The organism is Pseudomonas sp. IT-P218, assembly GCF_949767605.1.
GTDB classification, from domain to species: Bacteria; Pseudomonadota; Gammaproteobacteria; order Pseudomonadales; family Pseudomonadaceae; genus Aquipseudomonas; species Aquipseudomonas putida_AE.
On sequence record NZ_CATKQQ010000044.1, the window covers coordinates 123,211 to 147,304 of the forward strand.

Annotated in this window: 21 protein-coding genes and 2 tRNA genes; 9 read left to right on the forward strand and 14 right to left on the reverse strand. The window is 61.0% G+C overall.

The features are described from left to right. The first annotated feature begins 75 nt into the window (after positions 1-75). The 4 genes from ACM6I6_RS20985 to ACM6I6_RS21000 all read left to right on the forward strand — a co-directional run bounded on the left by ACM6I6_RS20985 (position 76) and on the right by ACM6I6_RS21000 (position 3,273). Positions 76-162 (forward strand) — tRNA-Leu (locus ACM6I6_RS20985). Positions 163-351: 189 nt separating this feature from the next. Next, positions 352-438: transfer RNA gene (locus ACM6I6_RS20990), tRNA-Leu, on the forward strand. A gap of 259 nt (positions 439-697) precedes the next feature. Continuing rightward, positions 698-1,708: an extracellular solute-binding protein gene (locus ACM6I6_RS20995; protein ID WP_274076805.1), complete on the forward strand. Its 1,011-nt coding sequence runs from the start codon at positions 698-700 to the stop codon at positions 1,706-1,708. Continuing rightward, on the forward strand, positions 1,708-3,273 hold the full coding sequence (locus ACM6I6_RS21000) for an iron ABC transporter permease (RefSeq protein ID WP_323607458.1): 1,566 nt from the start codon (positions 1,708-1,710) through the stop codon (positions 3,271-3,273). The genes ACM6I6_RS20995 and ACM6I6_RS21000 overlap by 1 nt, the downstream gene beginning before the upstream one ends. Positions 3,274-3,370: 97 nt before the next feature. Here the strand turns inward: ACM6I6_RS21000 and ACM6I6_RS21005 are convergent, their stop codons facing one another. The 12 genes from ACM6I6_RS21005 to ACM6I6_RS21060 all read right to left on the reverse strand — a co-directional run bounded on the left by ACM6I6_RS21005 (position 3,371) and on the right by ACM6I6_RS21060 (position 18,373). Next, entirely contained in the window at positions 3,371-5,305 is a 1,935-nt protein-coding gene (locus ACM6I6_RS21005; RefSeq protein WP_274076803.1) for a methyl-accepting chemotaxis protein, read from the reverse strand. 151 nt (positions 5,306-5,456) lie between these two features. Next, complete coding sequence (locus ACM6I6_RS21010) at positions 5,457-6,746, reverse strand: adenylosuccinate synthase (protein WP_016984782.1); 1,290 nt, start codon at positions 6,744-6,746, stop codon at positions 5,457-5,459. Positions 6,747-6,800: 54 nt separating this feature from the next. Beyond that, positions 6,801-7,988, reverse strand: a complete 1,188-nt coding sequence (locus ACM6I6_RS21015) for an ATP phosphoribosyltransferase regulatory subunit (protein ID WP_090328525.1) — start codon at positions 7,986-7,988, stop codon at positions 6,801-6,803. A gap of 311 nt (positions 7,989-8,299) precedes the next feature. Continuing rightward, positions 8,300-9,169: a protease modulator HflC gene (gene hflC / locus ACM6I6_RS21020; RefSeq protein ID WP_008064109.1), complete on the reverse strand. Its 870-nt coding sequence runs from the start codon at positions 9,167-9,169 to the stop codon at positions 8,300-8,302. Further along, positions 9,169-10,341: an FtsH protease activity modulator HflK gene (gene hflK / locus ACM6I6_RS21025; protein ID WP_323607459.1), complete on the reverse strand. Its 1,173-nt coding sequence runs from the start codon at positions 10,339-10,341 to the stop codon at positions 9,169-9,171. Before hflK ends, hflC begins: the two co-directional genes overlap by 1 nt. A 96-nt stretch (positions 10,342-10,437) precedes the next feature. Next, a complete protein-coding gene (gene hflX, locus ACM6I6_RS21030) occupies positions 10,438-11,739 on the reverse strand; it encodes a ribosome rescue GTPase HflX (RefSeq protein WP_274076800.1) in 1,302 nt (433 codons plus the stop codon). Positions 11,740-11,751: 12 nt separating this feature from the next. Further along, positions 11,752-12,012 (reverse strand): RNA chaperone Hfq, encoded by a 261-nt coding sequence (gene hfq, locus ACM6I6_RS21035; protein ID WP_007902656.1) that lies wholly within the window; start codon positions 12,010-12,012, stop codon positions 11,752-11,754. Between the two features lie 94 nt (positions 12,013-12,106). After that, positions 12,107-13,078, reverse strand: a complete 972-nt coding sequence (gene miaA, locus ACM6I6_RS21040; protein ID WP_274076799.1) for a tRNA (adenosine(37)-N6)-dimethylallyltransferase MiaA — start codon at positions 13,076-13,078, stop codon at positions 12,107-12,109. After that, positions 13,078-14,988, reverse strand: coding sequence for a DNA mismatch repair endonuclease MutL (gene mutL, locus ACM6I6_RS21045; protein ID WP_414920663.1), 1,911 nt, complete (start codon positions 14,986-14,988; stop codon positions 13,078-13,080). The genes miaA and mutL overlap by 1 nt, the downstream gene beginning before the upstream one ends. Further along, the gene (locus ACM6I6_RS21050; RefSeq protein WP_323607460.1) at positions 14,985-16,415 is read right to left on the reverse strand and encodes an N-acetylmuramoyl-L-alanine amidase; all 1,431 of its coding nucleotides are present in this window, start codon (positions 16,413-16,415) and stop codon (positions 14,985-14,987) included. The genes mutL and ACM6I6_RS21050 overlap by 4 nt, the downstream gene beginning before the upstream one ends. Continuing rightward, positions 16,416-16,886, reverse strand: a complete 471-nt coding sequence (gene tsaE, locus ACM6I6_RS21055) for a tRNA (adenosine(37)-N6)-threonylcarbamoyltransferase complex ATPase subunit type 1 TsaE (RefSeq protein ID WP_274076797.1) — start codon at positions 16,884-16,886, stop codon at positions 16,416-16,418. Further along, entirely contained in the window at positions 16,874-18,373 is a 1,500-nt protein-coding gene (locus ACM6I6_RS21060; RefSeq protein ID WP_323607461.1) for an NAD(P)H-hydrate dehydratase, read from the reverse strand. The genes tsaE and ACM6I6_RS21060 overlap by 13 nt, the downstream gene beginning before the upstream one ends. Positions 18,374-18,436: 63 nt before the next feature. Here ACM6I6_RS21060 and queG point away from each other — a divergent pair, with 63 nt between their 5' ends. Next, positions 18,437-19,516, forward strand: a complete 1,080-nt coding sequence (queG, locus tag ACM6I6_RS21065; RefSeq protein WP_323607462.1) for a tRNA epoxyqueuosine(34) reductase QueG — start codon at positions 18,437-18,439, stop codon at positions 19,514-19,516. On the opposite strand, the gene ACM6I6_RS21070 is transcribed toward queG, so the two are convergent. Together ACM6I6_RS21070 and orn are read right to left on the reverse strand one after the other, a co-directional pair. Next, on the reverse strand, positions 19,498-20,109 hold the full coding sequence (locus ACM6I6_RS21070) for a trimeric intracellular cation channel family protein (RefSeq protein WP_274076794.1): 612 nt from the start codon (positions 20,107-20,109) through the stop codon (positions 19,498-19,500). The two genes, queG and ACM6I6_RS21070, sit on opposite strands and share 19 nt — an antisense overlap. Before the next feature lie 199 nt (positions 20,110-20,308). Next, entirely contained in the window at positions 20,309-20,851 is a 543-nt protein-coding gene (gene orn, locus ACM6I6_RS21075) for an oligoribonuclease (RefSeq protein WP_179057346.1), read from the reverse strand. Positions 20,852-20,958: 107 nt separating this feature from the next. Between orn and rsgA the strand changes: the two genes are divergently transcribed. From rsgA to ACM6I6_RS21095, 4 genes are all read left to right on the forward strand, one after another. Further along, a complete protein-coding gene (gene rsgA, locus ACM6I6_RS21080) occupies positions 20,959-21,990 on the forward strand; it encodes a small ribosomal subunit biogenesis GTPase RsgA (protein WP_008064125.1) in 1,032 nt (343 codons plus the stop codon). Positions 21,991-22,189: 199 nt separating this feature from the next. After that, complete coding sequence (locus ACM6I6_RS21085) at positions 22,190-22,597, forward strand: TIR domain-containing protein (RefSeq protein ID WP_274076793.1); 408 nt, start codon at positions 22,190-22,192, stop codon at positions 22,595-22,597. A 2-nt stretch (positions 22,598-22,599) separates the two neighbouring features. Next, positions 22,600-23,559, forward strand: coding sequence for a caspase family protein (locus ACM6I6_RS21090; RefSeq protein WP_323607463.1), 960 nt, complete (start codon positions 22,600-22,602; stop codon positions 23,557-23,559). Then, the gene (locus tag ACM6I6_RS21095; RefSeq protein WP_274076791.1) at positions 23,559-24,050 is read left to right on the forward strand and encodes a toll/interleukin-1 receptor domain-containing protein; all 492 of its coding nucleotides are present in this window, start codon (positions 23,559-23,561) and stop codon (positions 24,048-24,050) included. The genes ACM6I6_RS21090 and ACM6I6_RS21095 overlap by 1 nt, the downstream gene beginning before the upstream one ends. Positions 24,051-24,094: the final 44 nt, after the last annotated feature.

The following is a 24,094-nucleotide window of genomic DNA, read 5'->3' on the forward strand; positions in this document are numbered from 1 at the left end:
GGTGTCGGGGGTTTACAGTTAAAAAGACGCTCCGTATAGTGCGCGCCATCGACGACGGACAACGTTGCCGATACTGCCCAGATGGTGAAATTGGTAGACACGCCAGCTTCAGGTGCTGGTGACCGCAAGGTCGTGGAAGTTCGAGTCTTCTTCTGGGCACCAATTTCGAGCTTGAGATTAGTTCAATTTCAAGGCTCATACAAAAACCCGCGAAAGCGGGTTTTTGCATTTTCGAGATCTGGTTCAAGCATTTTTGAGATCTGATTTAATAATTTTAAATCAGGGGTTTACAGATCAAATTGCGCTCCGTATAGTGCGCCACATCAACAGCGGCAACGCTGAAGACGAAATGCCCAGATGGTGAAATTGGTAGACACGCCAGCTTCAGGTGCTGGTGACCGCAAGGTCGTGGAAGTTCGAGTCTTCTTCTGGGCACCAATTCAAATTCAAGGTTACGGCCTTGGATTTCACAGAAACCCGCGAAAGCGGGTTTTTGCGTTTCTGGCCTTTGAAAAGCATACGCCCCCTGTAGGAGCTGCCGCAGGCTGCGATCTTTTGATTTTGGTTTTTAAGATCAAAAGATCGCAGCCTGCGGCAGCTCCTACAAGGTCAAAGCGCCTCGCAAGGCCCATTTGAGAAACAATATCGTTTATCATTGTTGCAAGTTTTTGCAATGCGACAGTGAGGAACCCTGCGAATGATGTTTCGAAATACCCTGCGCCGCGGCCTGACCACCACCCTGCTCGGCCTGGCACTCGCCACTCCCCTCACCCAGGCTGCCGACCCCGTTTCCCTGACCCTCTATAACGGCCAACACAAGGAAGTCGGCGACGCGGTCGCCAAAGCCTTCGAAGCCAAGACTGGCATTCACGTCAATGTGCGCAAAGGCAGCAGCAACCAGCTCGCCAGCCAGGTCGTCGAAGAAGGTGATCGCTCCCCCGCCGACGTGATCTACACCGAAGAGTCGCCGCCCCTGAACAAGCTTGGCGAGCAAGGCCTGCTGGCCAAGGCCGACGACGCCACGCTGGCGGTCCTGCCCAAGGACTATGTCGCCGCTGACAGCACCTGGATTGGCGTCACTGCCCGGGTGCGCGTCGTCGCGTTCAACCCGAAACTGATCGACGAAAAAGACCTGCCGAAATCGGTGATGGAGTTCTCCGATCCAAAATGGCAGGGCAAGGTCGGCTTCGTACCCACCAGCGGCGCGTTCCAGGAACAAGCCGTGGCGATCATCAAGGTGCATGGCATGGAAGCAGCCGAAGAATGGCTGACCGGCCTGCGCGCCTTCGGCAAGACCTACAGCAACAACATGGTCGCCCTCAAAGCCGTTGAAAACGGCGAAGTGGCGACGGTACTGGTGAACAACTACTACTGGTTCGCCTTGCAGCGTGAAAAAGGCCAGCTCGATTCGAAACTGCATTACTTCACCGGCGGCGACGTTGGCGGCCTGATTACCGTATCGAGTGCGGCCGTGCTGAAATCCAGCAAACATCCAAAAGAAGCCCAGCAATTGCTCGCCTACATGGCCAGCGAAGAAGGCCAGCGCGTGATCACCCAGACCACCGCCGAATACCCGCTGCACAAAGGCATGCAATCGGATCGCGGCCTCAAGCCTTTCAGCGAGCTGCAAGCGCCGAACGTCACGCCCGCCGACCTGGGCAATGCCGAAGAAGCCCTGGAACTTGAACGCGAGGTTGGCCTGAACTGATGAGCGCCTCGCTATCCGCCTCCGCCACTCATGGGCGGTACGTGCCAGGGCGCAAGCGGCCTTCCATCTGGCTGGTACTGCCGGTTCTGCTCCTGGTGGTGCTCAGCTTGCTGCCCTTGGCTTACGTCGGCCTGAAGGCCTGGCAAGCGGGTTGGGCCGAGGCGCTGCACTTGCTGTGGCGGCCTTATGTGTTTGGCCTGTTGCGCAATACCCTGGCGCTGATGATCGGCGTTACGCTGGCCTGCGGCGTGATTGGCCTGTCGCTGGCCTGGCTGCTGGAGCGCAGCAATCTGCCGGGGCGGCGCTTGTGGGGCGTGATCCTGTGCTTGCCGTTCGCCGTGCCAGCGTTTGTCAGCAGTTTTACCTGGGTATCGCTGAGCGCGCATTTCGAAGGGCTCGGCGGGGCGATTTTGGTAATGAGCCTGTCCAAATACCCGCTGATCTTTTTGCCGGTGGCGGCCACCCTGCGCAATCTCGACCCCTCGCTGGAAGAGTCTGCCCGCACCCTGGGGCAGAATCGCTGGGGGGTATTTTTCCGCGTCACCCTGCCCCTGCTCTGGCCTTCGCTGCTGGCGGGGTCGCTGCTGATTGCCCTGCACATGCTGGTGGAATTCGGCGCGCTGTCGATCATCGGCCTGCAAACCTTCACCACCGCGATCTATCAGCAGTTCGAGCTGGAGTTCAGCAACGCCAACGCCGCGATGCTCTCGGCGGTGCTGCTGGCGCTGTGCCTGATGTTGCTGTGGCTGGAACTGCGAGTTCGCGGTAAGGGCCGGCACGTGCGCACCGGCCAGGGTGCGGCGCGACAGGCAGAACAGGTCCGATTGGGCCGTTGGATGGTGGCCGGGCAGCTTTACTGCCTGTTGCTGGCGATCATCGGCAGCGGCATCCCGTTGGGGATGCTGGTCTACTGGCTGGCTGTGGGCTCGTCGGCGGCATTTCCGGTGGCGGCCATCGGTGAGGCGCTGCTTTCATCCCTGGCGCTGTCATTGGGCGGCGCGGCGCTATGCCTTGTCCTGGCGGTGCCGGTGGGATTGCTGGTGGTGCGCTATAAAGGCCAACTGGCGATCTGGGCTGAACGCTTGCCGTATCTGCTGCACGCGCTGCCAGGATTGGTGATTGCGCTGACCCTGGTGTATTTCGCGTTGCACTATGTGCCAGTGCTGTACCAGACGTCGGCGCTGCTGCTGATCGCTTACGCGCTGCTGTTCTTGCCGCTGGCCCAGGCGCCTATTCGTACGGCGTTGAACAAGGCGGCGCCGCAACTGGAAGAGGCTGCGCGCACATTGGGCGCGTCTTCGTTCAGCGCGTTTTGCCGGGTGACGTTGCCGATCATTTTCCCGGCGTTGGGGGCGGCGTTTGCGCTGGTGTTCCTGGATGCGATGAAGGAGCTGACGGCGACCTTGCTGTTGAGCCCGACCGGGCTTAATACCCTGGCTACCGAGGTCTGGGCGCATACCGCGAACGTGGAGTTTGCGGCGGCGGCGCCTTATGCGGCATTGTTGATATTGGTGTCGGGGTTGCCCGTGTACCTGTTAACGACCCGGATGTATTTGAGCCGCTGATAAAGCAAAAGATCGCAGCCTGCGGCAGCTCCTACAGGGAAACGCGTATTCCCTTGTAGGAGCTGCCGCAGGCTGCGATCTTTTGATCTTTAAGGCATCAAGCCCTGAACTGCCCCAGGCTCGCTTTCAGCTGCGCCGCCAGGCCATCGAGCACCTTGCCGCTGGCCGTGGTTTCCACCACCGCCTGGGCCGCCTTCTCTGCCTGCACATGAATAGTCTCGACCCGACCACGCACCGCCTGAGCCCCACGGGCCTGGTGCTCGGCGGCCTGGGTCGCCAGGCCGATCGCCGTGTGCACCTGCTCGACCGAAGCCTGCACCGATTGCTGCAACCGCGCGCTGTCACGCAGGACCAGCAGGCCCTCGCTGGCCTGACGCCCGGCCTGGCCGATGGCCGCCACGGCTTCGCGTGCGCCTTGCTGCAACGCCACGATGTGCGCCTGGATATCGCCGGTGGAGCTTTGCGTCTTGCTCGCCAATGCGCGCACCTCATCCGCCACCACCGCAAACCCGCGCCCGGTTTCGCCAGCGCGCGCCGCTTCAATGGCCGCGTTCAGCGCCAGCAGGTTGGTCTGCTCGGCAATCCCGTGGATCACCGTCAGCACCACCTCGATCTGCTCGCTCTGCTGCGCCAGGCGCTCGATCACTTGCGCGCCGGTTTCGACCTGGCCTGCCAACGCTTCGATCAGGTTGCCGACTTTGGCCGAGGTCCGGGTGTTTTCGTCGGTGGCCTGGCGAATATCCACCACCTGCTTCAACGCCGCTTGCATGGCATGACTTTCAGACTGTGCTTCATCCGCCATTCGCGACAGGGCCCGCAGGCTTTCCGCCACCTCATCGCGCTGCATGCCTGCCGCCGCATCGGCCCCGGCGTTACGCAACGTCATGGCACCGATTTCCACACCGGTACGCTGTGCGACATCACCCGCCTCGCGCACGATCGGCTGCAATTTATCCACAAAGCGATTGACCGCCGAAGCCATATCACCGATTTCGTCCTTGCTGCTGATCTGCACGCGCTTGGTCAGATCGCCCTCACCCGCCGCCAGGTCATCCATGGCGACAATCAGCATCTTCAGGCGATTGACCACTCGACGGCCGAGCACCACCGCCAGCAACAGCAGGACACCAAAGCCCACCACCGCCAGACTCACACCGATACGCCAGCGCAAGGTTGCCGCGGCCTCCTGCACGGTGCTGGTGGTGTTGGCTTTCATTTCAGCGGCCGTGGACTGGGCCGATTGCAGACGCGCACGCATGGCGGCTGCGCTGTCGGCCGCCGCGCCTTTGAGGCTGTCGCCCACCAGTTGGTCGCCGCTGGCGATCAAGGCCGAGAAGCGCTTGTCCAGGGCTGCCAGATCAGCCTCCACCGAGGCCGTCGAGACGCCCATCAGGACCTTGCCGATTTCCACGCCGTTCGGGTTGATCGAGGCCTCGATGTAGAACACTGACGGATCGTTCTTCGCCGCATCCAGCACCTTGTCCAGCGCACGCTCGCCCTGGCCTTTTTCCAAAAGGGCCTTGTTGATCGGGTTTTCCCGGTTGAGGTAACGCGTCAGGTGCTGGCCGGTGGCGTCGTCATACACCACGAACAGCACGTTGGGGTTGCGCTGAGCCCGACGGGCGAACTCGGACAAGGTCGGAACGTCGTTGTCCCACATGGCACGAGGAGCCACCGAGGCCAGAAGCTGCGCCATGTCGCTGGCGGAATCCTTCAGGTCTTTTTCCAGGGTCGCACGCAACTGCGCCTGCTCGTCCTTCAGCCGTGTAGACAAGCCAGCCGTGAGGCGCTGACGGGTACTGGCAGACAGGCTGTCGAGGCTCGACGTGACTTCACGTCCCGCCTGCTCGAGCTCACCGGAAAGTTTTTGACTGTCCGCGCCAAGGCGCTGACCGAGATCGGCTTCAAGCGCCGTCACAGTGCTCCGGGTCAGCGCGACCGCCACCAGTACCTGCACCAAAAGGGCGATACCAAGGGTAACGAATACGGGCCGCAACAAACGGCTTTGTAACAATGAGAGAACGGCCGACACTTGAAATCCCTCTGCATTAGCGCCATTAAATTGATGGCACGCCCGAAAGTGACGCTTTAGGCAAAGCTAATAGCAAAGGTCATGCCGTTCGACAGGCATATACGACAAAGGCCCCTATTGAGGGGCCTTTGTGTTTTACATCAACAGCTTATCAAGCGAACGGATGGCGCAGAACGATGGTTTCGTTGCGGTCCGGACCCGTCGAAATAATGTCGATCGGCGCGCCGATCAGCTCTTCGACGCGTTTGATGTAAGCACGGGCGTTAGCTGGCAGCTCTTCCAGGGTTTTGGCACCCACGGTCGACTCGGTCCAGCCCGGCACTTCTTCGTACACAGGCTGCAGGCCCACGTAGCTGTCAGCATCAGTCGGGGCAACGGCGTTGCCTTCTGCATCTTTATAGCCGACGCAGATGTTGATGGTTTCCAGACCGTCGAGCACGTCCAGCTTGGTCAGGCAGATGCCCGAGATGCTGTTCACGTCGATAGCGCGACGCAGGATAACGGCGTCGAACCAGCCACAACGACGGGCACGGCCGGTAGTTGCGCCGAACTCGTGACCTTGTTTAGCCAGATGCGCACCGACTTCGTCGAACAACTCAGTCGGGAATGGACCCGAACCTACACGCGTGGTGTAAGCCTTGGTGATGCCCAGGATGTAGTCCAGGAACATGGGGCCAACACCCGAACCGGTCGCTACGCCGCCAGCGGTGGTGTTAGAGCTGGTCACGTACGGGTAGGTACCGTGGTCGATGTCCAGCAGGGAGCCTTGGGCGCCTTCGAACATGATGTCTTTGCCAGCGCGACGCAGGTCGTGCAGCTCGGCAGTCACGTCCAGCATCAGCGGCTTGAGCAGCTCCGCGTATTCTTTGCATTCGGCCAGGGTCTTTTCGAATTCGATGGCTGGCTCTTTGTAGTAACCCACCAGCATGAAGTTGTGGTAATCCACCAGTTCACGCAGTTTGTCTTCAAAGCGCGGCATGTTGAGCAGGTCGCCCACACGCAGGCCACGACGTGCAACCTTGTCTTCGTAGGCCGGGCCGATGCCGCGACCGGTGGTGCCGATCTTCAGCTCGCCGCGGGCCTTTTCACGGGCCTGGTCCAGCGCTACGTGGAAGGACAGGATCAGTGGGCAGGACGGGCTGATACGCAGGCGCTCGCGCACCGGTACGCCTTTTTCTTCCAGCTTGGTGATCTCGCGCAGCAGGGCGTCAGGTGCAACCACCACGCCGTTGCCGATCAGGCACTGCACGCCTTCGCGCAGTACGCCCGACGGGATCAGGTGCAAGACAGTTTTTTCGCCATCGATCACCAGAGTGTGACCTGCGTTGTGGCCACCCTGGTAGCGCACTACGGCGGCAGCATGTTCGGTCAGCAGATCAACGATCTTGCCTTTGCCCTCATCACCCCATTGGGTGCCCAGGACTACGACATTCTTACCCATAACACTTGTCCTCATTCGCGCAAACTTGGTGCCGGCGGCAGCCGGCAGGAAAACTCAAGAAGCCAGTGGCGATACTTGCCAAAGCCCGTTCTGCTGAATCAATTGCCGGTCGCAGTCCGCTTCACGGGCGGCGGCCAATGGCTGCCCAGGCAACGCCTGGACGACACGCTGACCCTCACTGCGCAACTGGCAAACCTGCTGCCAGAGTGCCGCATCCGTACTGTCAGGCATCCAGATACCGCCAGACGGTAGCTCGATCTCAGCACGCCCCAGGGTCACCAGGGTTTTCAAATCGGTAGAGAAGCCGGTGGCCGGACGGGCACGACCGAAGTCGGCGCCGATGTCGTCGTAGCGACCGCCCTGGGCGATGGACTGGCCAACACCCGGCACGAACACCGCGAACACCACACCGGTGTGGTAGTGGTAACCGCGCAACTCGCCCAGGTCGAAGTACAGCGGCAACTCCGGGAAACGCACGGACAAACGCTCGGCAATCGCCAGCAAGTCATCCAGTGCCGCCAGCACCGGGGCCGGGGCCTTGGCCAGTCGCTCACGCGCGGCCGCCAGCACTTCACGGCCGCCACACAGATCGACCAACGCACGCAGCATGCCCGATAGATCAGCCGGCAAGCCTTCGGTCAAGGTAATGACCTCGTCGATGGCCTTGCGTTGCAACGCATCGAACAACTGTTGTTCAACTTCGCCGGACAGACCGGCGGCGCGGGCCAGGCCGCGGTAGATACCGACATGCCCCAGGTCCATGTGCACATCCGGCACATCGGCCAGTTGCAGCATGGCAAGCATCAGGCTGATGACTTCCACGTCGCTGCTCGGGCTGGCATCGCCATACAACTCGGCGCCCAACTGGATCGGGCTGCGCGAGGACGACAAGGCACGCGGCTGGGCATGCAGCACGCTGCCGGCGTAACACAGGCGGCTCGGACCTTCGCGACGCAGGGTGTGCGCATCGATGCGCGCCACTTGCGGCGTGATGTCGGCACGGAAACCCATCTGCCGGCCCGATTGCGGGTCGATGACCTTGAAGGTCCGCAGGTCCAGGTCCTGGCCCGCGCCGGTCAGCAGGGATTCCAGGTACTCGATATGGGGAGTCACGACAAACTCGTAACCCCAGCTCTGGAACAGATCCAACACCTGACGACGCGCAACTTCAATGCGCGCCGCTTCAGGTGGCAGTACTTCTTCGATGCCATCTGGCAGAAGCCAGCGGTCTACCGTTGCCATTACGCCTTCCCCTGTATCCGGGCGGTCAGCCTTTGGCCGAGCCTTGAGTGAAGCAGAAAATGATCAGCCCATGGTCATAAATCGGACGCAGGAGCAACGAAGCGAAACGCCTGCTACCGGCTTCGCCAATCACTTTCCTCGAAAAACCTGTCGAGCATTCAGCTCGGGCACCTGCACAAAACAGCAATCAAACGTGCAGACGCAAAAAAGCCGGGAATTTCCCGGCTGCCGCATCATACACACGTTTTCCCAAAGGATCACCCCGCCAGAGGTTTTAGCCGCCCGGCGGGATGAATCAGGTCAACGTCGTATCAAGGCTTGGCTTTTTCCAGGTAGTGGAAGAAGTCACTGCTTGGGTCCAGGACCATGACGTCGGATTTGTTCGCGAAGCTTTCACGGTAGGCGCGCAGGCTACGGTAGAACGCGTAGAACTCCTGATCCTGACCGTAGGCCTTGGAATAGATCGAAGCGGCCTGGGCGTCACCGTCACCGCGAATCTCTTCGGATTCACGATAGGCTTCGGCCAGCAGCACGCGGCGTTGACGATCGGCGTCGGCACGGATGCCTTCAGCCAGCTCGTTACCCTTGGCGCGGTGCTCGCGAGCTTCACGCTCACGCTCGGTGCTCATACGTTCGAACACGCTGCGGTTCACTTCCTTCGGCAGGTCGATGGTCTTGACCCGAACATCGACAACCTCGATGCCCAGCTCTTTTTCGGCCATCTTATTCAGCGAAGCGGTGATATCCGCCATCAGCGCATCACGCTCACCGGACACCACTTCGTGCAAGGTGCGCTTACCGAACTGGTCACGCAGGCCCGACTCGAGACGACGGGACAGACGCTCGTCGGCAATCTGCTTCAGACCGGAAGTCGCGGTGTAGAAACGCTCGGCGTCCTTCACCCGCCACTTGGCGTAGGCATCGACCATCACGGCTTTCTTTTCCAGCGTCAGGAAGCGTTGCGTCGGTGCATCCAGCGTCATCAGGCGTGCGTCAAATTTACGCACCTGGTTAACGTAGGGCACTTTCACATGCAGGCCTGGCTGAACATCGGTCTGGACCACGCGACCGAACTGCAGCAACACCGCACGCTCGGTCTGAGCCACGATGTAGAAGCAGTTCCAGGCAGCGATCGCCACGACGACGCCGACAATAAGGGCGATCAGCGATTTATTGCTCATCAGCGACTCTCCCTGGTACGTGCTTGCTGTTGCTGCAGATCAGCTGCCGCACGCGCATTCGCTTCATTGCTGCTGGCTGCCGCGCCGGTCACCTGGGTGCTGGTGCTGCGACCACTTTCGACCATCTTGTCCAGAGGCAGGTACAGCAGGTTGCTCTGGCCATTTTTGTTGCCGGTCACGAGAACCTTGCTGGTGTTGCTGAAGACTTCCTGCATGGTGTCCAGGTACAGACGCTGGCGGGTGACTTCAGGTGCCTTGCGGTACTCGGCGACCAGTTTGGTGAAGCGATCGGCCTCACCCTTGGCGCGCGAGACGGTTTCGTCACGGTAGCCATTGGCATCTTCAAGGATGCGCTGGGCCTGACCACGGGCTTCCGGCACGACGCCGTTGGCATAGGTTTCAGCCTGGTTGCGCGAACGCTGCTCGTCTTCACGGGCGCGGATCACGTCATCGAAGGCTTCCTGCACTTCACGCGGTGCCGCTGCGCTCTGTACGTTGACCTGGGTGACGGTGATACCGGTGCGATAGGTATCCATGAAGCGTTGCAGGCGCTCCTTGATTTCGCTGGCCATCAACTCACGACCTTCGGTCAGCACCTGGTCCATCGCGGTGGAACCCACCACATGGCGCAGGGCGCTGTCGGTCGCGTGCTGCAGGCTGATTTCCGGCTGATCGACGCTCAGCACGAAGTCCTGCAGGTTGCTGATCTTGTACTGCACGGTCAGCGGCACTTCGACGATGTTCTCGTCTTCAGTCAGCATTTGACCCTGCTTGGTGTACGCCCGCTCACGCGTGACGTTTTCCATGTACTTCTTGTCGATCGGCGGGAAGTAGATATTCAGGCCGGGACCGACGGTTTCGTAGTACTTGCCGAAGCGCAGCACCACAGCTTGCTCCTGCTCGTCGACGACATAGACCGCGCTGTACAGCCAAACGGCCGCCAACACGACCAGGCCGATGCCCAGCAGGCCGCCGAAGCCGCCGCTCTTGCCCGAACCGCCCCCATCATCCCCGCGTTTCTTGCCACCACCGAACAACCCGTTCAGGCTTTCCTGCAGCTTTCGGAAGGCCTCGTCGAGATCTGGTGGTCCCTTGCGGTCGCCGTTATTGCGGCGCTTGCCACCCCAAGGATCCTGATTATTCGAGTTGCCACCCGGCTCATTCCAAGCCATAGCGCTCTCCATCTGATAAAGCAAAGACGCACCCACGGCGCGCCGACCAATGCTACAGAATGCCTGTCACCACGGCACAACCGCTTTCTCAGGCTTTTATTGCAAAGTGTGTTGCTCGATGAATTCCATCGGCTGCAATCCTTCGCGGCTTACCAGTCGATTCAACTCGACCCGGGGCAAACGAACGGCCAGCAAACTGATGCCTTCTTCGTCGTGCTCTTCTTTTTGCACCGCACCGAGTTCGAAAAACTGCGCACGCAGTCGGGCGAATCGTTGCGGCAAGCGCAGGGTACCGATAAACAAATCACTGCCAAGCAATTCGGCAATGGCTTGCTCAAGCAATTCCAGACCAGTGCCATCACGCGCCGACAGCCAGACCCGCTGGGGTTTGCCATTTTCGTCGCGCTGGATTTGTGGCTCAACGCCTTCAAGCAAATCGAGTTTGTTATAGACCTCGAGGATCGGCAAGTCCTGGGCACCAATCTCGCCCAGCACCACCATCACCTGCTCGATCTGCAACATGCGATCCGGTTCCGCCGCATCGATCACGTGCAACAACAGGTCGGAGTTGCTCGATTCTTCGAGGGTAGACCGAAATGCCTCGACCAGCTTGTGGGGCAAGTGGCGAATGAAACCTACCGTGTCCGCCAGGACAATCGGCCCCAGATCGTCCAGTTCCAGACGACGCAGGGTCGGGTCCAGCGTGGCGAACAATTGGTCAGCCGCGTAGACGTCGGATTTCGTCACATTGTTGAACAGCGTGGACTTACCGGCGTTGGTATAGCCCACCAGCGACACGGTAGGGATATCCGCACGCGAACGACCACGGCGCGACTGTTCGCGCTGGCTGCGCACCTTCTCCAGCCGGCCCTTGATCTGGCGCAGGCGAACCCGCAGCAAGCGGCGGTCGGTTTCCAGTTGGGTTTCACCCGGGCCACGCATGCCGATACCGCCACCCTGGCGCTCAAGGTGAGTCCATCCGCGAACCAGCCGGGTGCTCATGTGGTCAAGCTGGGCCAGTTCTACCTGGAGCTTGCCTTCATGGGTACGGGCGCGCTGGGCGAAAATATCGAGAATCAGACCGGTACGGTCGATCACGCGACACTCGAAAACACGTTCGAGGTTACGTTCCTGACTGGGCGTGAGGACGTGATTGAAAATCACCAGATCGGCTTCTTCGGCCTTGACCAGGTCGCGCAGTTCCTCGACCTTGCCGCTGCCAATCAGGAATTTGGCGGTTGGCCGATGACGCGGCACGTTAAAAAACGCAACGGTCTCGGCGCCGGCCGAATTAGCCAATTCCTGAAACTCCTGCGGGTCTTCGCGCGCCTCAGGGTCCTGTCCATCCAAGTGAACGAGTATGACTCGCTCACCACCACCGTGGCGCTCAAAGAACAAAGGAGACTCCTATCAGGCGTTACCTGGCTCAGCATCACCCGCTTCCGATTCGGTTGCGCTAGGCAGACGAATTGGACGAACCGGCACTACTGTAGAGATAGCGTGTTTGTAGACCATTTGGCTGACGGTGTTTTTCAGCAGGATAACGAACTGGTCGAAAGACTCGATCGTACCTTGCAGTTTGATACCGTTGACCAGGTAGATGGACACCCCAACTTTCTCTTTACGTAAAGTATTCAAGTAAGGGTCTTGTAGCGAATGCCCTTTTGACATGTGCCGCACTCCTTTAAGGATTCAAAATAAAAAAATAGGTAAACAGATGGCTTCGGCCGCCCCACCCCCAAGGATAGACGGCAATTGCAAGGACTCAGCTCAATATGGAGATGGTCCCCAGGTATTTCAAGGCGCGCGGCAGATTGTCGCAATCGAGGCTGTCCAGCCAGTGTAAATCAGCCCAACTGCGAAGCCAGGTGAACTGGCGCTTCGCCAATTGGCGCGTGGCAATGATTCCACGCTCCTGCATCTCGGCTGACGTCAGCTTGCCATCCAGGTAATCCCAGACTTGGCGATAGCCTACCGCACGTATAGACGGCAACCCGGTATGCAGGTCACTTCTATTACGCAGGGCTACGACCTCGTCAATGAACCCCTGTTCCAACATTAAGGTGAATCTTTGTTTAATTCGTTCGTGCAGTACCAGGCGATTCGCCGGAGCAATGGCCAAGTTCGCGACAGTATAGGGCAATTGTTGCCGTCCCGAAGCGGCTGCTTCAGTACTTTGCGCAGATTGTTGCAAGCGTAGCTCGGTCATGCTCTGACCGCTAACACGAAAAACTTCCAGTGCTCGACTCAGACGCTGGGGATCGTTCGGATGAATACGCGCCGCGGAAACCGGGTCAATGATCGCCAACTGATCGTGCAACGCCTGCCAGCCAAGGCGGGCGGCCTCTTCCTCGATCTGTGCGCGGACATCCGGATCGGCGGCCGGCATATCCGCGAGCCCTTCGACCAAGGCCTTGTAATAGAGCATCGTGCCGCCCACCAACAGCGGAATTTTACCCCGCGCGGTGATCTCGGCCATGGCTTGCAGGGCATCGCGACGGAAATCCGCCGCCGAATAAGCCTCGGCCGGATCGAGAATATCGATCAAACGGTGCGGAAACTCCGCCAACAGCTCTTTTGATGGCTTGGCGGTGCCGATGTCCATTCCGCGGTAGACCAGCGCCGAATCGACGCTGATCAGCTCGCAAGGCAGGACCTTGGTGAGTTCGATGGCCAGGTCGGTCTTGCCGGCGGCGGTCGGGCCCATCAGGAAAATCGCAGGAGGGAGCTGGCTCATCAACGACCGCGCAAGAACAGTTTGTCCAGATCGTCCAGGCCCAGCTGGGTCCAGGTCGGTCGGCCATGGTTGCATTGACCGCTGCGCTCGGTGTTTTCCATGTCACGCAGCAGACCGTTCATTTCCGGCAGGGCCAGACGCCGATTGGCCCGGACCGCACCGTGGCAGGCCATGGTCCCGAGCAGTTCGTTCAGGTGCGCCTGGATCCGGTCGCTGGTGCCATATTCCATCAGGTCGGCCAACACGTCACCCACCAGGCGATTGGCCTCAGCCTGTTTGAGCAAGGCCGGTATCTGCCGAATGGCCAGGGTTTCCGGGCCGAGACGCTGCAGCTCGAAGCCCAGGCGCTGGAACCAGGTGATATGTTCTTCGGCGCAATCGGCTTCACGCTGGCTGACCGCCAGGGATTCGGGCACCAGCAGCGGTTGCCCGCTCAAGCCCTCGCTGGCCATGGCGACTTTCAGGCGTTCGTACATGATCCGCTCATGAGCGGCATGCATGTCCACCAGCACCAGCCCCTGGGCGTTTTCCGAGAGGATGTAGATGCCCTTGAGCTGGGCCAGCGCATAGCCCAGCGGCGGGATGTCGTCCTGTCCGGCTGGCAGCGCAACCGCGTTGGCCTCGGGCAACGGCGCGAAGAACTCGCGATAGGCCGCCTGCGCTTCTGCAGCCGGAACCGCTGACTGCGGTCGCGGAGTGTATTGATACTGATATCCGGCGCCAGAGCCTGAACCGGCTGGCGTATTGAACGACGGCTGGGCCTGGGGTTGCTCCAGCAGCGCATTGGCGGCCAGGCGCATTTCGCCTTGAGGGCCGAACTCACCGGCTTCGAGGCCGGTAGGCCGGACAATGGCCGTGGTAACCGGCGCCGCCAGCTGATCATCCGGGCGCACATCGCCCAAGGCACGGTGCAAGGTGCCATAGAGGAAATCATGGACCATGCGCCCTTCACGGAAGCGCACTTCGTGCTTGGTGGGGTGCACGTTGACGTCGACGCCCGTTGGATCGACCTCGAAAAACAGCACGAACGTCGGATGCCGGCCATTGAACAGCACGTCGCGATAAGCCTGGCGCACGGCGTGGGCCACCAGTTTGTCGCGCACGGCACGGCCATTGACGAAGAAATACTGCAAATCCGCCTGGCTGCGGTTGAAGGTCGGCAACCCGACCCAGCCCCACAGGTGCAGGCCATTGCGTTCGATTTCGATCGGCAGCGCCTGCTCCAGGAAACCCGGCCCGCAGATTGCCGCCACGCGCCGGGCGCGAGCCGCGTCGTCGTGGGCTTCGTGCAGGCTGAGGATGGTCTTGCCGTTATGACGCAGATGAAAGGCCACGTCGAACCGCGCCAGCGCCAGGCGCCGGATGACTTCCTGCAGGTGATCGAATTCGGTTTTCTCGGTCTTGAGAAACTTGCGGCGCGCCGGAGTATTGAAGAACAGGTCGCGCACCTCGACCGAGGTGCCCACCGGATGGGCCGCAGGTTGCACCCGGGGCGCCATGTCACGGCCTTCGGTTTCCACTTGCCAGGCCTGGTCGGCATCACGGGTGCGCGACGTCAGGGTCAGGCGCGCCACCGAACTGATCGATGCCAGGGCCTCACCACGAAAACCCAGGCTCATGACCTGTTCAAGGTCTTCCAGGTTACGGATCTTGCTGGTGGCGTGGCGCGCCAGGGCCAGCGGCAGGTCATCGGCGGAAATGCCGCTGCCATCGTCGCGCACCCGCAGCAACTTGACGCCGCCCTGCTCCACGTCGACATCGATGCGCCTGGCACCGGAGTCAAGGCTGTTTTCCAGCAGCTCCTTGATCACCGAAGCCGGGCGCTCGACCACCTCACCCGCAGCAATCTGGTTCGCCAGTCGCGGGCTGAGCAGCTCGATGCGAGCGCCGTTGTTCACGACCTGATTCATTCTTTGGCCGCCAGATCATTACCCGGGATGGTCAGGTGCTGACCAACCTTCAGCTCATCGCTCGACAGGTTGTTCGCATTGCGCACAGCGGCTGGAGACACTTGATAACGCACGGCGATCATCGCCAGCGTCTCGCCCGGGTTGACCCGATGGTCACGGGGGCCTTGGGCGATCTTCCCGGAGTCACGCAGCCAGGCAACGTAGGTGCCCGGTGGCGGATTCTGCTGGAAGAACTGGCGCACGCCGCTGCTGATGGAACGTGCCAGCGCCTGCTGGTGGCTCGCGGCAGCCAGTTTCGAGGCCTCGTTGGCGTTGGAGATAAACCCGGTTTCGACCAGGATCGACGGGATGTCCGGCGACTTCAGCACCATGAACCCAGCCTGCTCGACCCGTTGCTTGTGCAACGGCGTGACCCGGCCGATGTTGCTCAGGACTTTCTGGCCGACGTTCAGGCTGGAGGTCAGGGACGCAGTCATCGACAGATCGAGCAACACACCGGCCAGCATGCGGTCCTTGTCGTCGAGGCTGACGTTGCCGGCACCACCGATCAGGTCGGAACGGTTTTCACTGTCGGCCAGCCAGCGCGCGGTTTCCGAAGTGGCGCCGCGATCGGACAGGGCGAACACCGAGGCACCGAAGGCCGCGGTAGAGGGTGCGGCGTCGGCGTGAATCGAGACGAACAGGTCGGCGCCTTTCTTGCGGGCGATTTCCGTACGGCCACGCAGAGGAATGAAGTAGTCGCCGGTGCGGGTCAGCTCGGCACGGAAACCCTTCATGCCATTGACCTGGCGCTGCAGTTCGCGAGCGATGGCCAATACCACGTCTTTCTCGCGCTGACCGCGGGAGCCGGAGGCGCCCGGGTCTTCGCCACCGTGACCGGCGTCGATCACCACAATGATGTCGCGCTTGCCAGCCGGTGCTGGCGGCAACTTGATGGCCGGCTCCGAGGGCGTGACCGGCACGGCCGGCACTGTGGCGACCGATGGGGTCGGCGCTGGCGGCGGCGCGGCGTCGGCCGGGTTGTCGAACAGATCGACCACCAGTCGATTGCCATACTGGGCGTTGGGCGCCAGGGAGAAGCTTTTTGGCGTCACGGCCTTTTTCAGGTCGATGACCACCCGCAGGTCGGTCGGCGTACGCTGTGCCGAGCGCATGGCGGTGATCGGGGTGTTCGCGCTGTTGACGTTCAACGGCGCACCGAGGCTCGCGCCATTGATGTCGATGACCAGGCGATCCGGGGACGTCAGCGTAAAGACGCTGTGCTGCACGGGGCCGGTCAGGTCAAACACCAGTCGCGTGTTATCCGGCGCCCGCCACAGGCGAACACTGTTGACCTTCGTCTCGGCCACAGCGTCGACGGTCACCGCCAGAAACAACACCCCTACGGCAGCCACCAACGCGCGAAAGCGCATACCTAACCCCATCATCTATTTGGATTCCAATGCCAATGCGGCACACCAGGCCTCGCCACGCGAGCCCTGGGATAAAATTTTCAGCGAACGCCCGCTGTCTTGCGGGCTAATGGTAATGGTCAGGTCGGGCTTTGGCAAAAAGCCTGCACCTTTATCGGGCCACTCGATCAGGCACAGGGCATCGTCTTCGAAATAGTCGCGGATGCCGAGAAACTCCAGCTCCTCCGGATCGACCAGGCGATACAGGTCGAAATGGAAGGCGCGAATGTCGCCGATCTCGTAGGGCTCGACCAGGGTGAAGGTCGGGCTCTTGACCGCGCCGACATGCCCCAGGCCCCGGATGATACCCCGGGATAAGGTGGTTTTGCCCATGCCAAGATTACCTTCAAGGAAGATCAGGCCATGCCCCTCGGTGATACGGGCGATGCGTGCGCCAAAGTCGCTCATGGCCTGCTCATCGGCCAGGTACAGGGTTACTTCAGACACGGTGCTTGCTCCTCCAACAACTGACGAATGGCTGGTATCAGATCACTGGCCGCCAGCCCACGGCCGAATTTTCCTTGTTGCTCACCGGCGTTGGCGTGCAGCCAGACCGCCAGGCAAGTCGCGTCAAACGCCGCCATGCCCTGTGCAAGCAGTGCACCGACCAGACCGGCCATCACATCGCCCAGCCCCGCGGTGGCCATCGCCGGATGGCCCTGATGACAAAGGGCCAGCCGCCCGTCAGGGCAGGCGATCAGACTGCCGGCGCCCTTGAGCACGACCACGGCGTTGTATTTTTTGCTCAGTGCATGGACCGCCGCCGGGCGATCCGCCTGAACCTCGGCAGTGCTGAGCCCCAGCAACCGCGCGGCTTCCCCCGGGTGCGGCGTGATCACACAGCCCTTGGGCAAGCTGACCCGGCCCTCGGCCAGCAGGTTCAACGCATCGGCGTCCCAGACTTGCGGCAGGGGTGCGTTGGCGGCCGCCGATAACAGGCTTCGTCCCCAGGCGCCCTGCCCCAGTCCAGGGCCAACCACCAACACGGACACCTTTTGAAGCAAATCCATCAATTGATTGGCCGACGTTGTGCCTAACACCATCGCCTCAGGGATCCGCGCCAGCGCAGCGGGCACATGCTCGGGGCGGGTCGCCACCGACACCATGCCCGCGCCGCTGCGCAGTGCACTTTGCGCGCTCAACAGGATCGCCCCGCCCAGCCCGCGATCGCCACCGATCAGCAGGACATGGCCAAATCTGCCTTTATGGGAAGCCGGAGTCCGAGGGGCCAGGCGCGCCAGATTGCCAGCCATGAGGAGACGGGCAGTAGTCGGCGCCCCCTCAAGCAGCTGCGGATCAGAGTGCAGGTCGTTGAAAACCAGCTCACCCACGACATCCGCCGCGTCACCGGTGAACAACCCCAGTTTCAGCCCGATAAAGGTCACCGTCAGATTGGCGCGCACCGCGCAACCGAGGACGCGACCGGTATCAGCGCAAAGCCCCGAGGGGATATCCACTGCCGCCACGGGAAGGCCGCTGGCGTTGATCGCGGCGATGACACTGGCGTACGGCTCGCGCACCTCGCCAGTGAGGCCGGTACCCAGCAATGCGTCCAGAGTGATTCCACGCAAGTCCGATTGCGCACTCCATGCATCGATCACAACCTTCTCCGCTACCGCTTCGGCATGGGCCGAAGCCGCATCACCTCGCAGTTGCTGCGGATCGCCCGCCGCCAGCACCCGTACCGTCCACCCGGCACGCTTGGCCAGCACGGCGACCAGATAACCGTCGCCCGCGTTATTGCCGTGACCGGTAACCACCGTCAGTTCGCTTACCGTCGGCCATTGCCGGACCAGCGCCCGCCAGGTGGCCCGTGCGGCGCGCTGCATCAGTTCGAAGCCCGGTGTGCCGGCCGCGATCAGGCTCGCATCGAGCCCGCGGACCTGCGCGGCGCTGTACAGCGCGTCGGGTAAATCATCTTTAGCGTGCGGCATGCGTCTATGGGCTCCGATGTCTGGCAGAATTATACGCACCTCAGCTCCGGTTTCTCTCGCCTCATGCCCGCTATTACCACAGATTTGCCCGCCCTCGCCCAATCCATCAAGGACTGGGGCCGCGAGCTGGGCTTTCAGCAAGTCGGCATCAGCGGCCTCGACCTCGCCGAGCATGAGCAGCACCTGGAACGCTGGCTCGCCGCCGGCTACCACGGCGAAATGGAGTACATGGGCGCCCACGGCAGCAAACGCTCGCACCCCGAAGAACTGGTGCCGGGCACTTTGCGCGTGGTGTCGCTGCGCATGGACTACCTGTCGGGCGATACCAGAATGGCGCATCTGCTCGCCCAGCCGGAAAAAGCCTACGTCTCGCGTTATGCCTTGGGCCGCGATTACCACAAATTGATCCGTAAACGCGTACAACAACTGGCGGACAAGATTCAGGCAGAAATCGGCCCGTTTGGTTTCCGGGCTTTTGTCGACAGTGCCCCGGTGCTGGAAAAAGCCATCGCCGAACAGGCAGGCCTGGGCTGGATCGGTAAAAACACCCTGGTCTTGAATCGCAAGGCCGGCAGTTACTTCTTCCTCGCCGAACTGTTCGTCGACCTGCCGCTGCCAGTGGACCCGCCCCATGCCACCGAACACTGCGGCCGCTGCAGCGCCTGCCTCGACATCTGCCCGACCAATGCCTTCGTCGGGCCCTATGTGCTGGACGCCCGGCGCTGTATTTCCTACCTGACCATCGAACTCAAAGGTGCGATTCCGCAGGAACTGCGGCCGCTGATCGGCAATCGGGTGTTCGGTTGCGATGATTGCCAGATCGTCTGCCCGTGGAACCGCTTTGCCCGCCCGTCCGGGGAAAGCGACTTCAAGCCGCGGCACAACCTGGACAACGCCGAACTGGCCGAGCTGTTCATGTGGGACGAGGATAAATTCCTGAGCAGCACCGAAGGCTCGCCGCTACGCCGGACAGGGTACGAGAACTGGCTGCGCAACCTGGCCGTCGGTCTCGGCAATGCGCCTTCAACCATTCCGGTGCTGGAAGCGTTGAAGGCCAGGCGTGAACATCCGTCCGAATTGGTCCGCGAGCATGTCGAGTGGGCGTTGCAGCAGCACGCCGAGCGTCAGGCCTCGTCGTTGTAGACGAATTTGGGCATTTCCCAATGGAAGCGGATCGCCAGCAAGCGCAGCAGGAAACCGCCGAACAGGGTGATCAAGATCGCCTGCTCTCCCGGCAAGTTCAGGTATAGGCAAAACATGTAGCACCACGCCGCCGCGAACGACACGCTGGCGTACAGCTCGCGCCGGAAGATCAGCGGAATATCATTGCAGAAGATGTCCCGCAGGATGCCACCGAAAACGCCGGTGATCACCCCGCTGACCGACGCGACCAACATGCCATGCCCCATTTCCAGAGCGGTCATGCAGCCGATCAGGGTGAACGCCACCAGACCGACGGCGTCGAGCACCAGGAACAATGAACGCAGATGGCGCATCCAGCGCGCGGTGAATACCGTGATCATCGCCGCGATAGTGGTCAGCACCAGGTATTCCGGGTGTTTCACCCAGGTCAGCGGATAGTGGCCAAGCAACACATCGCGCACCGAACCACCGCCCAGCGCCGTGACGCACGCGATCAGCACCACGCCGAACCAGTCCATGCCGCGACGACCGGCAGACAGCGCACCGGTCATGGCCTCGGCGGTGATGGCGATCAGGTAGAGCATCAGCAACATGGTGGCGATCCTTGCAAAAAGGCGCGCAGTCTACGCACTTCGCCGAGGCACCAAAAGAGGGCGCCGCCATCTGTAGGGGCCGGCTCGCTGGCGATAGCGTCTTCAAAGCCCCCTTCGCTGGCAAGCCAGCTCCTACAGAACCGCGCAAACCTGTAGGAGCTGGCTTGCCAGCGAAAGGGCCATAACAGACGCTACACAATCAGGCCTTGATGAAGTGCTGGCGGTAGTGCTGCAGCTCGGCGATCGACTCGCGGATGTCGTCCAGCGCCAGGTGGGTGCTGCCCTTCTTGAAGCTGTCACGCACGTCCGGTGCCCAGCGCGCAGCCAGCTCTTTGAGTGTGGACACGTCGAGGTTGCGGTAGTGGAAATAGCTTTCCAGGGATTTCATGTGGGTATAAAGGAAGCGACGATCCTGGCAGATGCTGTTGCCGCAGATCGGCGATTTGCCCTTCGGCACCCACTTTTCCAGGAAGGCGATGGTCTGGGCTTCGGCTTCAGCCATGCTGATGCGACTGTCGCGCACGCGCTGGGTCAGGCCCGAACCGCCGTGTTGACGGGTGTTCCACTCGTCCATGCCGGCAAGGATTTCGTCGCTGTGGTGAATGGCGATCACCGGACCTTCAGCCAGGGTATTGAGGTCGCTGTCGGTGACAATAGTGGCCATTTCGATGATGACGTCGGTATCCGGGTTCAGACCGGTCATTTCCAGGTCGATCCAGATCAGGTTCTGCGGGTTTTGCATGAGTCGGCTCCTAGGCAATGCTGCGCAGTTTAGCCTAGGCCGGTGGCCGGGCGTGCTAAACTCGCGGCCGTTTTACCTAATCGCTGCATTCTTGATACGGAACACCCATGGCCAAACGCCAACTCAATCGTCGTCAAAACTGGCGCATCGAAAAGATTCAGGGCGAACGCGCTGCCCGCGCCGCCAAACGCGAGTCCTCGGCTGTCGAGGCACTAGAGGGTGGCGACCTGGGCCCGGAACAACACGGCCTGGTGATCGCCCACTTCGGTGTGCAGGTCGAAGTCGAAGCCCGTGATGGCGAGCTGGCCGGCCAGGTGTTTCGTTGCCACCTGCGGGCGAACCTGCCCGCATTGGTGACCGGCGACCAGGTGGTCTGGCGTGCCGGCAACCAGGGCATCGGCGTGATCGTGGCGCAATTGCCGCGCAATACCGAACTCTGCCGCCCGGACAGTCGTGGCCAGCTCAAACCGGTAGCCGCGAACGTCGACATGATTGTCATCGTGTTTGCGCCGCTGCCTGAGCCCCATGCCAACCTGATCGACCGCTACCTCGTCGCCGCCGAACATGCGGGCATCAAGCCGCTGTTGCTGCTGAACAAGTTCGACCTGATCGACGAGCACAACGCCCCGGCCCTGAACGCCTTGCTCGCGGTCTACCGCACCCTGGGTTACCCGGTGCTGGAAGTATCGGCCCACCACGGCAACGGCATGGAACAGCTTCAGAAGCAACTGGACGGGCGCATCAGCGTGTTCGTCGGCCAGTCCGGCGTCGGCAAGTCGTCGCTGGTCAACAGTTTGCTGCCAGAGGTCGAAACCCGCGTCGGCCCGTTGTCCGAGCTGTCCGGCCAGGGCACCCACACCACGACCACCGCACGCCTGTTCCACTTCCCCGGTGGCGGTGAGCTGATCGACTCCCCGGGCATCCGCGAATTCGGCCTGGGCCACGTCAGCCGCGCCGACGTCGAAGCCGGTTTCATCGAGTTCAACGACCTGCTCGGCACCTGCCGCTTCCGCGACTGCAAGCACGACCGCGAACCCGGTTGCGCCCTGCTCAAGGCCCTGGAAGACGGCCGCGTGCAACAGCAACGGATGAACAGCTACCGCTCGATCATCGCCAGCCTGCCGGAAAACGGTTACTAAACAGACGCGCCGGCCGCCCTGACTACAGCGGGGCGGCCGGCGGCTGGATCCCTTCTCCATTTAAACGTCAGACCTTTCTGTAAGGCTTGTGCACACGCGCTTGTAGGGCATTTCTCTTTTCGCGCCAATCCCTTGTGGCCGCGCTGCAATCGCCTAGGTTCAAACCCTCTTCGCACTCAAGCGACACCGAGGGATACCCATGCAGACCTACCATTTGTTTATCAGCCACTCGTGGAATTACCCCCACGCCCACGACAATCTCGTGCGCTTGCTCAACGCTCGGCCCGACTTCAAGTACAAGAACTTTTCGGTGCCACCCGACAAGCCGATTGTGGGCGCGAAAACCGACAAACAACTCGAGGAGGCCATCGAAGACAAGATCCGCCCGTGCTCGGCGGTATTGATCATGGCCGGGATGTATTCCACCTACAGCAAGTGGATCAACAAGGAAATCGAGATAGCCAGGCGCATGGGCAAGGTCATCATTGCGATCAAGCCGTTCGGCGCCGACCGCATTTCCAAGGTGGTGCGTGACGCGTCGCACACCGAATGTGCGTGGAACACCAACAGCATCATCAGCGCCATTCGCCAGCACACGGCGGTGTAACCATGCGCAAGGGACTTTTTATCGGCATCAACGACTACACCCACGTTTCGCGCCTGAGCGGCTGCAGCAATGACGCCATGGCCATGGCTTCCGTGCTGAAGACCGACGCCAATGGCGATCCGAACTTCAAGAACATCGTCCTGACCTCCGCCGAGGACTACCTGGGCAGGGAAAAGCTCGAAGACCAGATCCGCGAGCTGTTTTCCGGGGACTGCAATGTCGCACTGCTGTATTTCGCTGGCCACGGCAGCTTCGATACCGACACCGACGAAGGCATGTTGATCCCGCAGGATTACAAGAGCGCCAAGGATGGGATTCGCCTCAGCGACATCCTCAACTGGGCAACCAAGGCCACCAAGATCAAGAACAAAGTGATCATTCTCGATTGCTGCCAGAGCGGCTCGGCCGGCGAATTGCGTGCCTTGCGCAGCGAGTGTGCCGTGATTGGCGAAGGCATGACCATTCTGACCGCCTGCAAAAAGGCAGAGCCGGCAATGGAGGGCGCACAGCACGGCGTGTTCACCGGACTGTTGCTCCAGGCCCTGCACGGCGGAGCTGCGAACATCCTGGGCAAGATCACCCCCGGCAGCCTCTATTCGTTTGTCGACAACGCCCTCGACGCCTGGGAACAGCGCCCGGTGTTCAAGACCAACGTGTCGCAGTTCATTTCCCTGCGCGAAGTTTCGCCGCTGATCCCCAAGGAAATCCTGCGCAAACTTCCTGAATGGTTTGCCGAAGCAGAGTCGATATACCCCCTCACCCCCAGCTTTGAACCCACCGAACCCGAGTTCAACCCTGAACAGGGCGAAGTCTTTGCCCAGCTGCAAAAGTGCAACCGCCACAGTCTCATCGAACCGGTGGACGCCGAACATATGTACTACGCCGCCATCCACGCCACCGGCTGCCGCCTCACCGCCCTCGGCGCCTATTACCGCGAACTCGCGATCAAGGGACATTTTTGATGCCAGTGTTTATCAGCTACCGCCACATGGATCGCGCTTATGCGATCAACATCAACACGCGCCTGATGCAGGCCAACATCAAGACCTACCTTGATGTACTGGATGCCGAATCCCAGACCACCGACGACATTACCGGGGTAATCACCCGCAACATCAGCGAATGCACGCACCTGCTGGCAGTGGTATCCGAGAAAACCGCGCTGTCCTGGTGGGTGCCATTCGAAATCGGCGAGGCGACCATCACAAATCGGCGTATCTGCTCGTTCAAGACCGGCCCGACAGAGCTGCCGCTGTATCTCGATAAGTGGCCGAAGCTGACCAGCGACAGAGATATCGAGTTCTTTATCGATGCGTATCGCAACGAATCGACGCTCAAGCGTTCGATGTCACTGGAATCCGTGAATGGCAGCGAATCGGCACGCAGCGTCAACAGGAGTAACGCCGACCGATTCCACACGGATCTCAAATCCAGAATCATCCGTGGGTTTTAAGGCAGGAAACGCCCACAAAAAGCCGACATTGCTGTCGGCTTTTT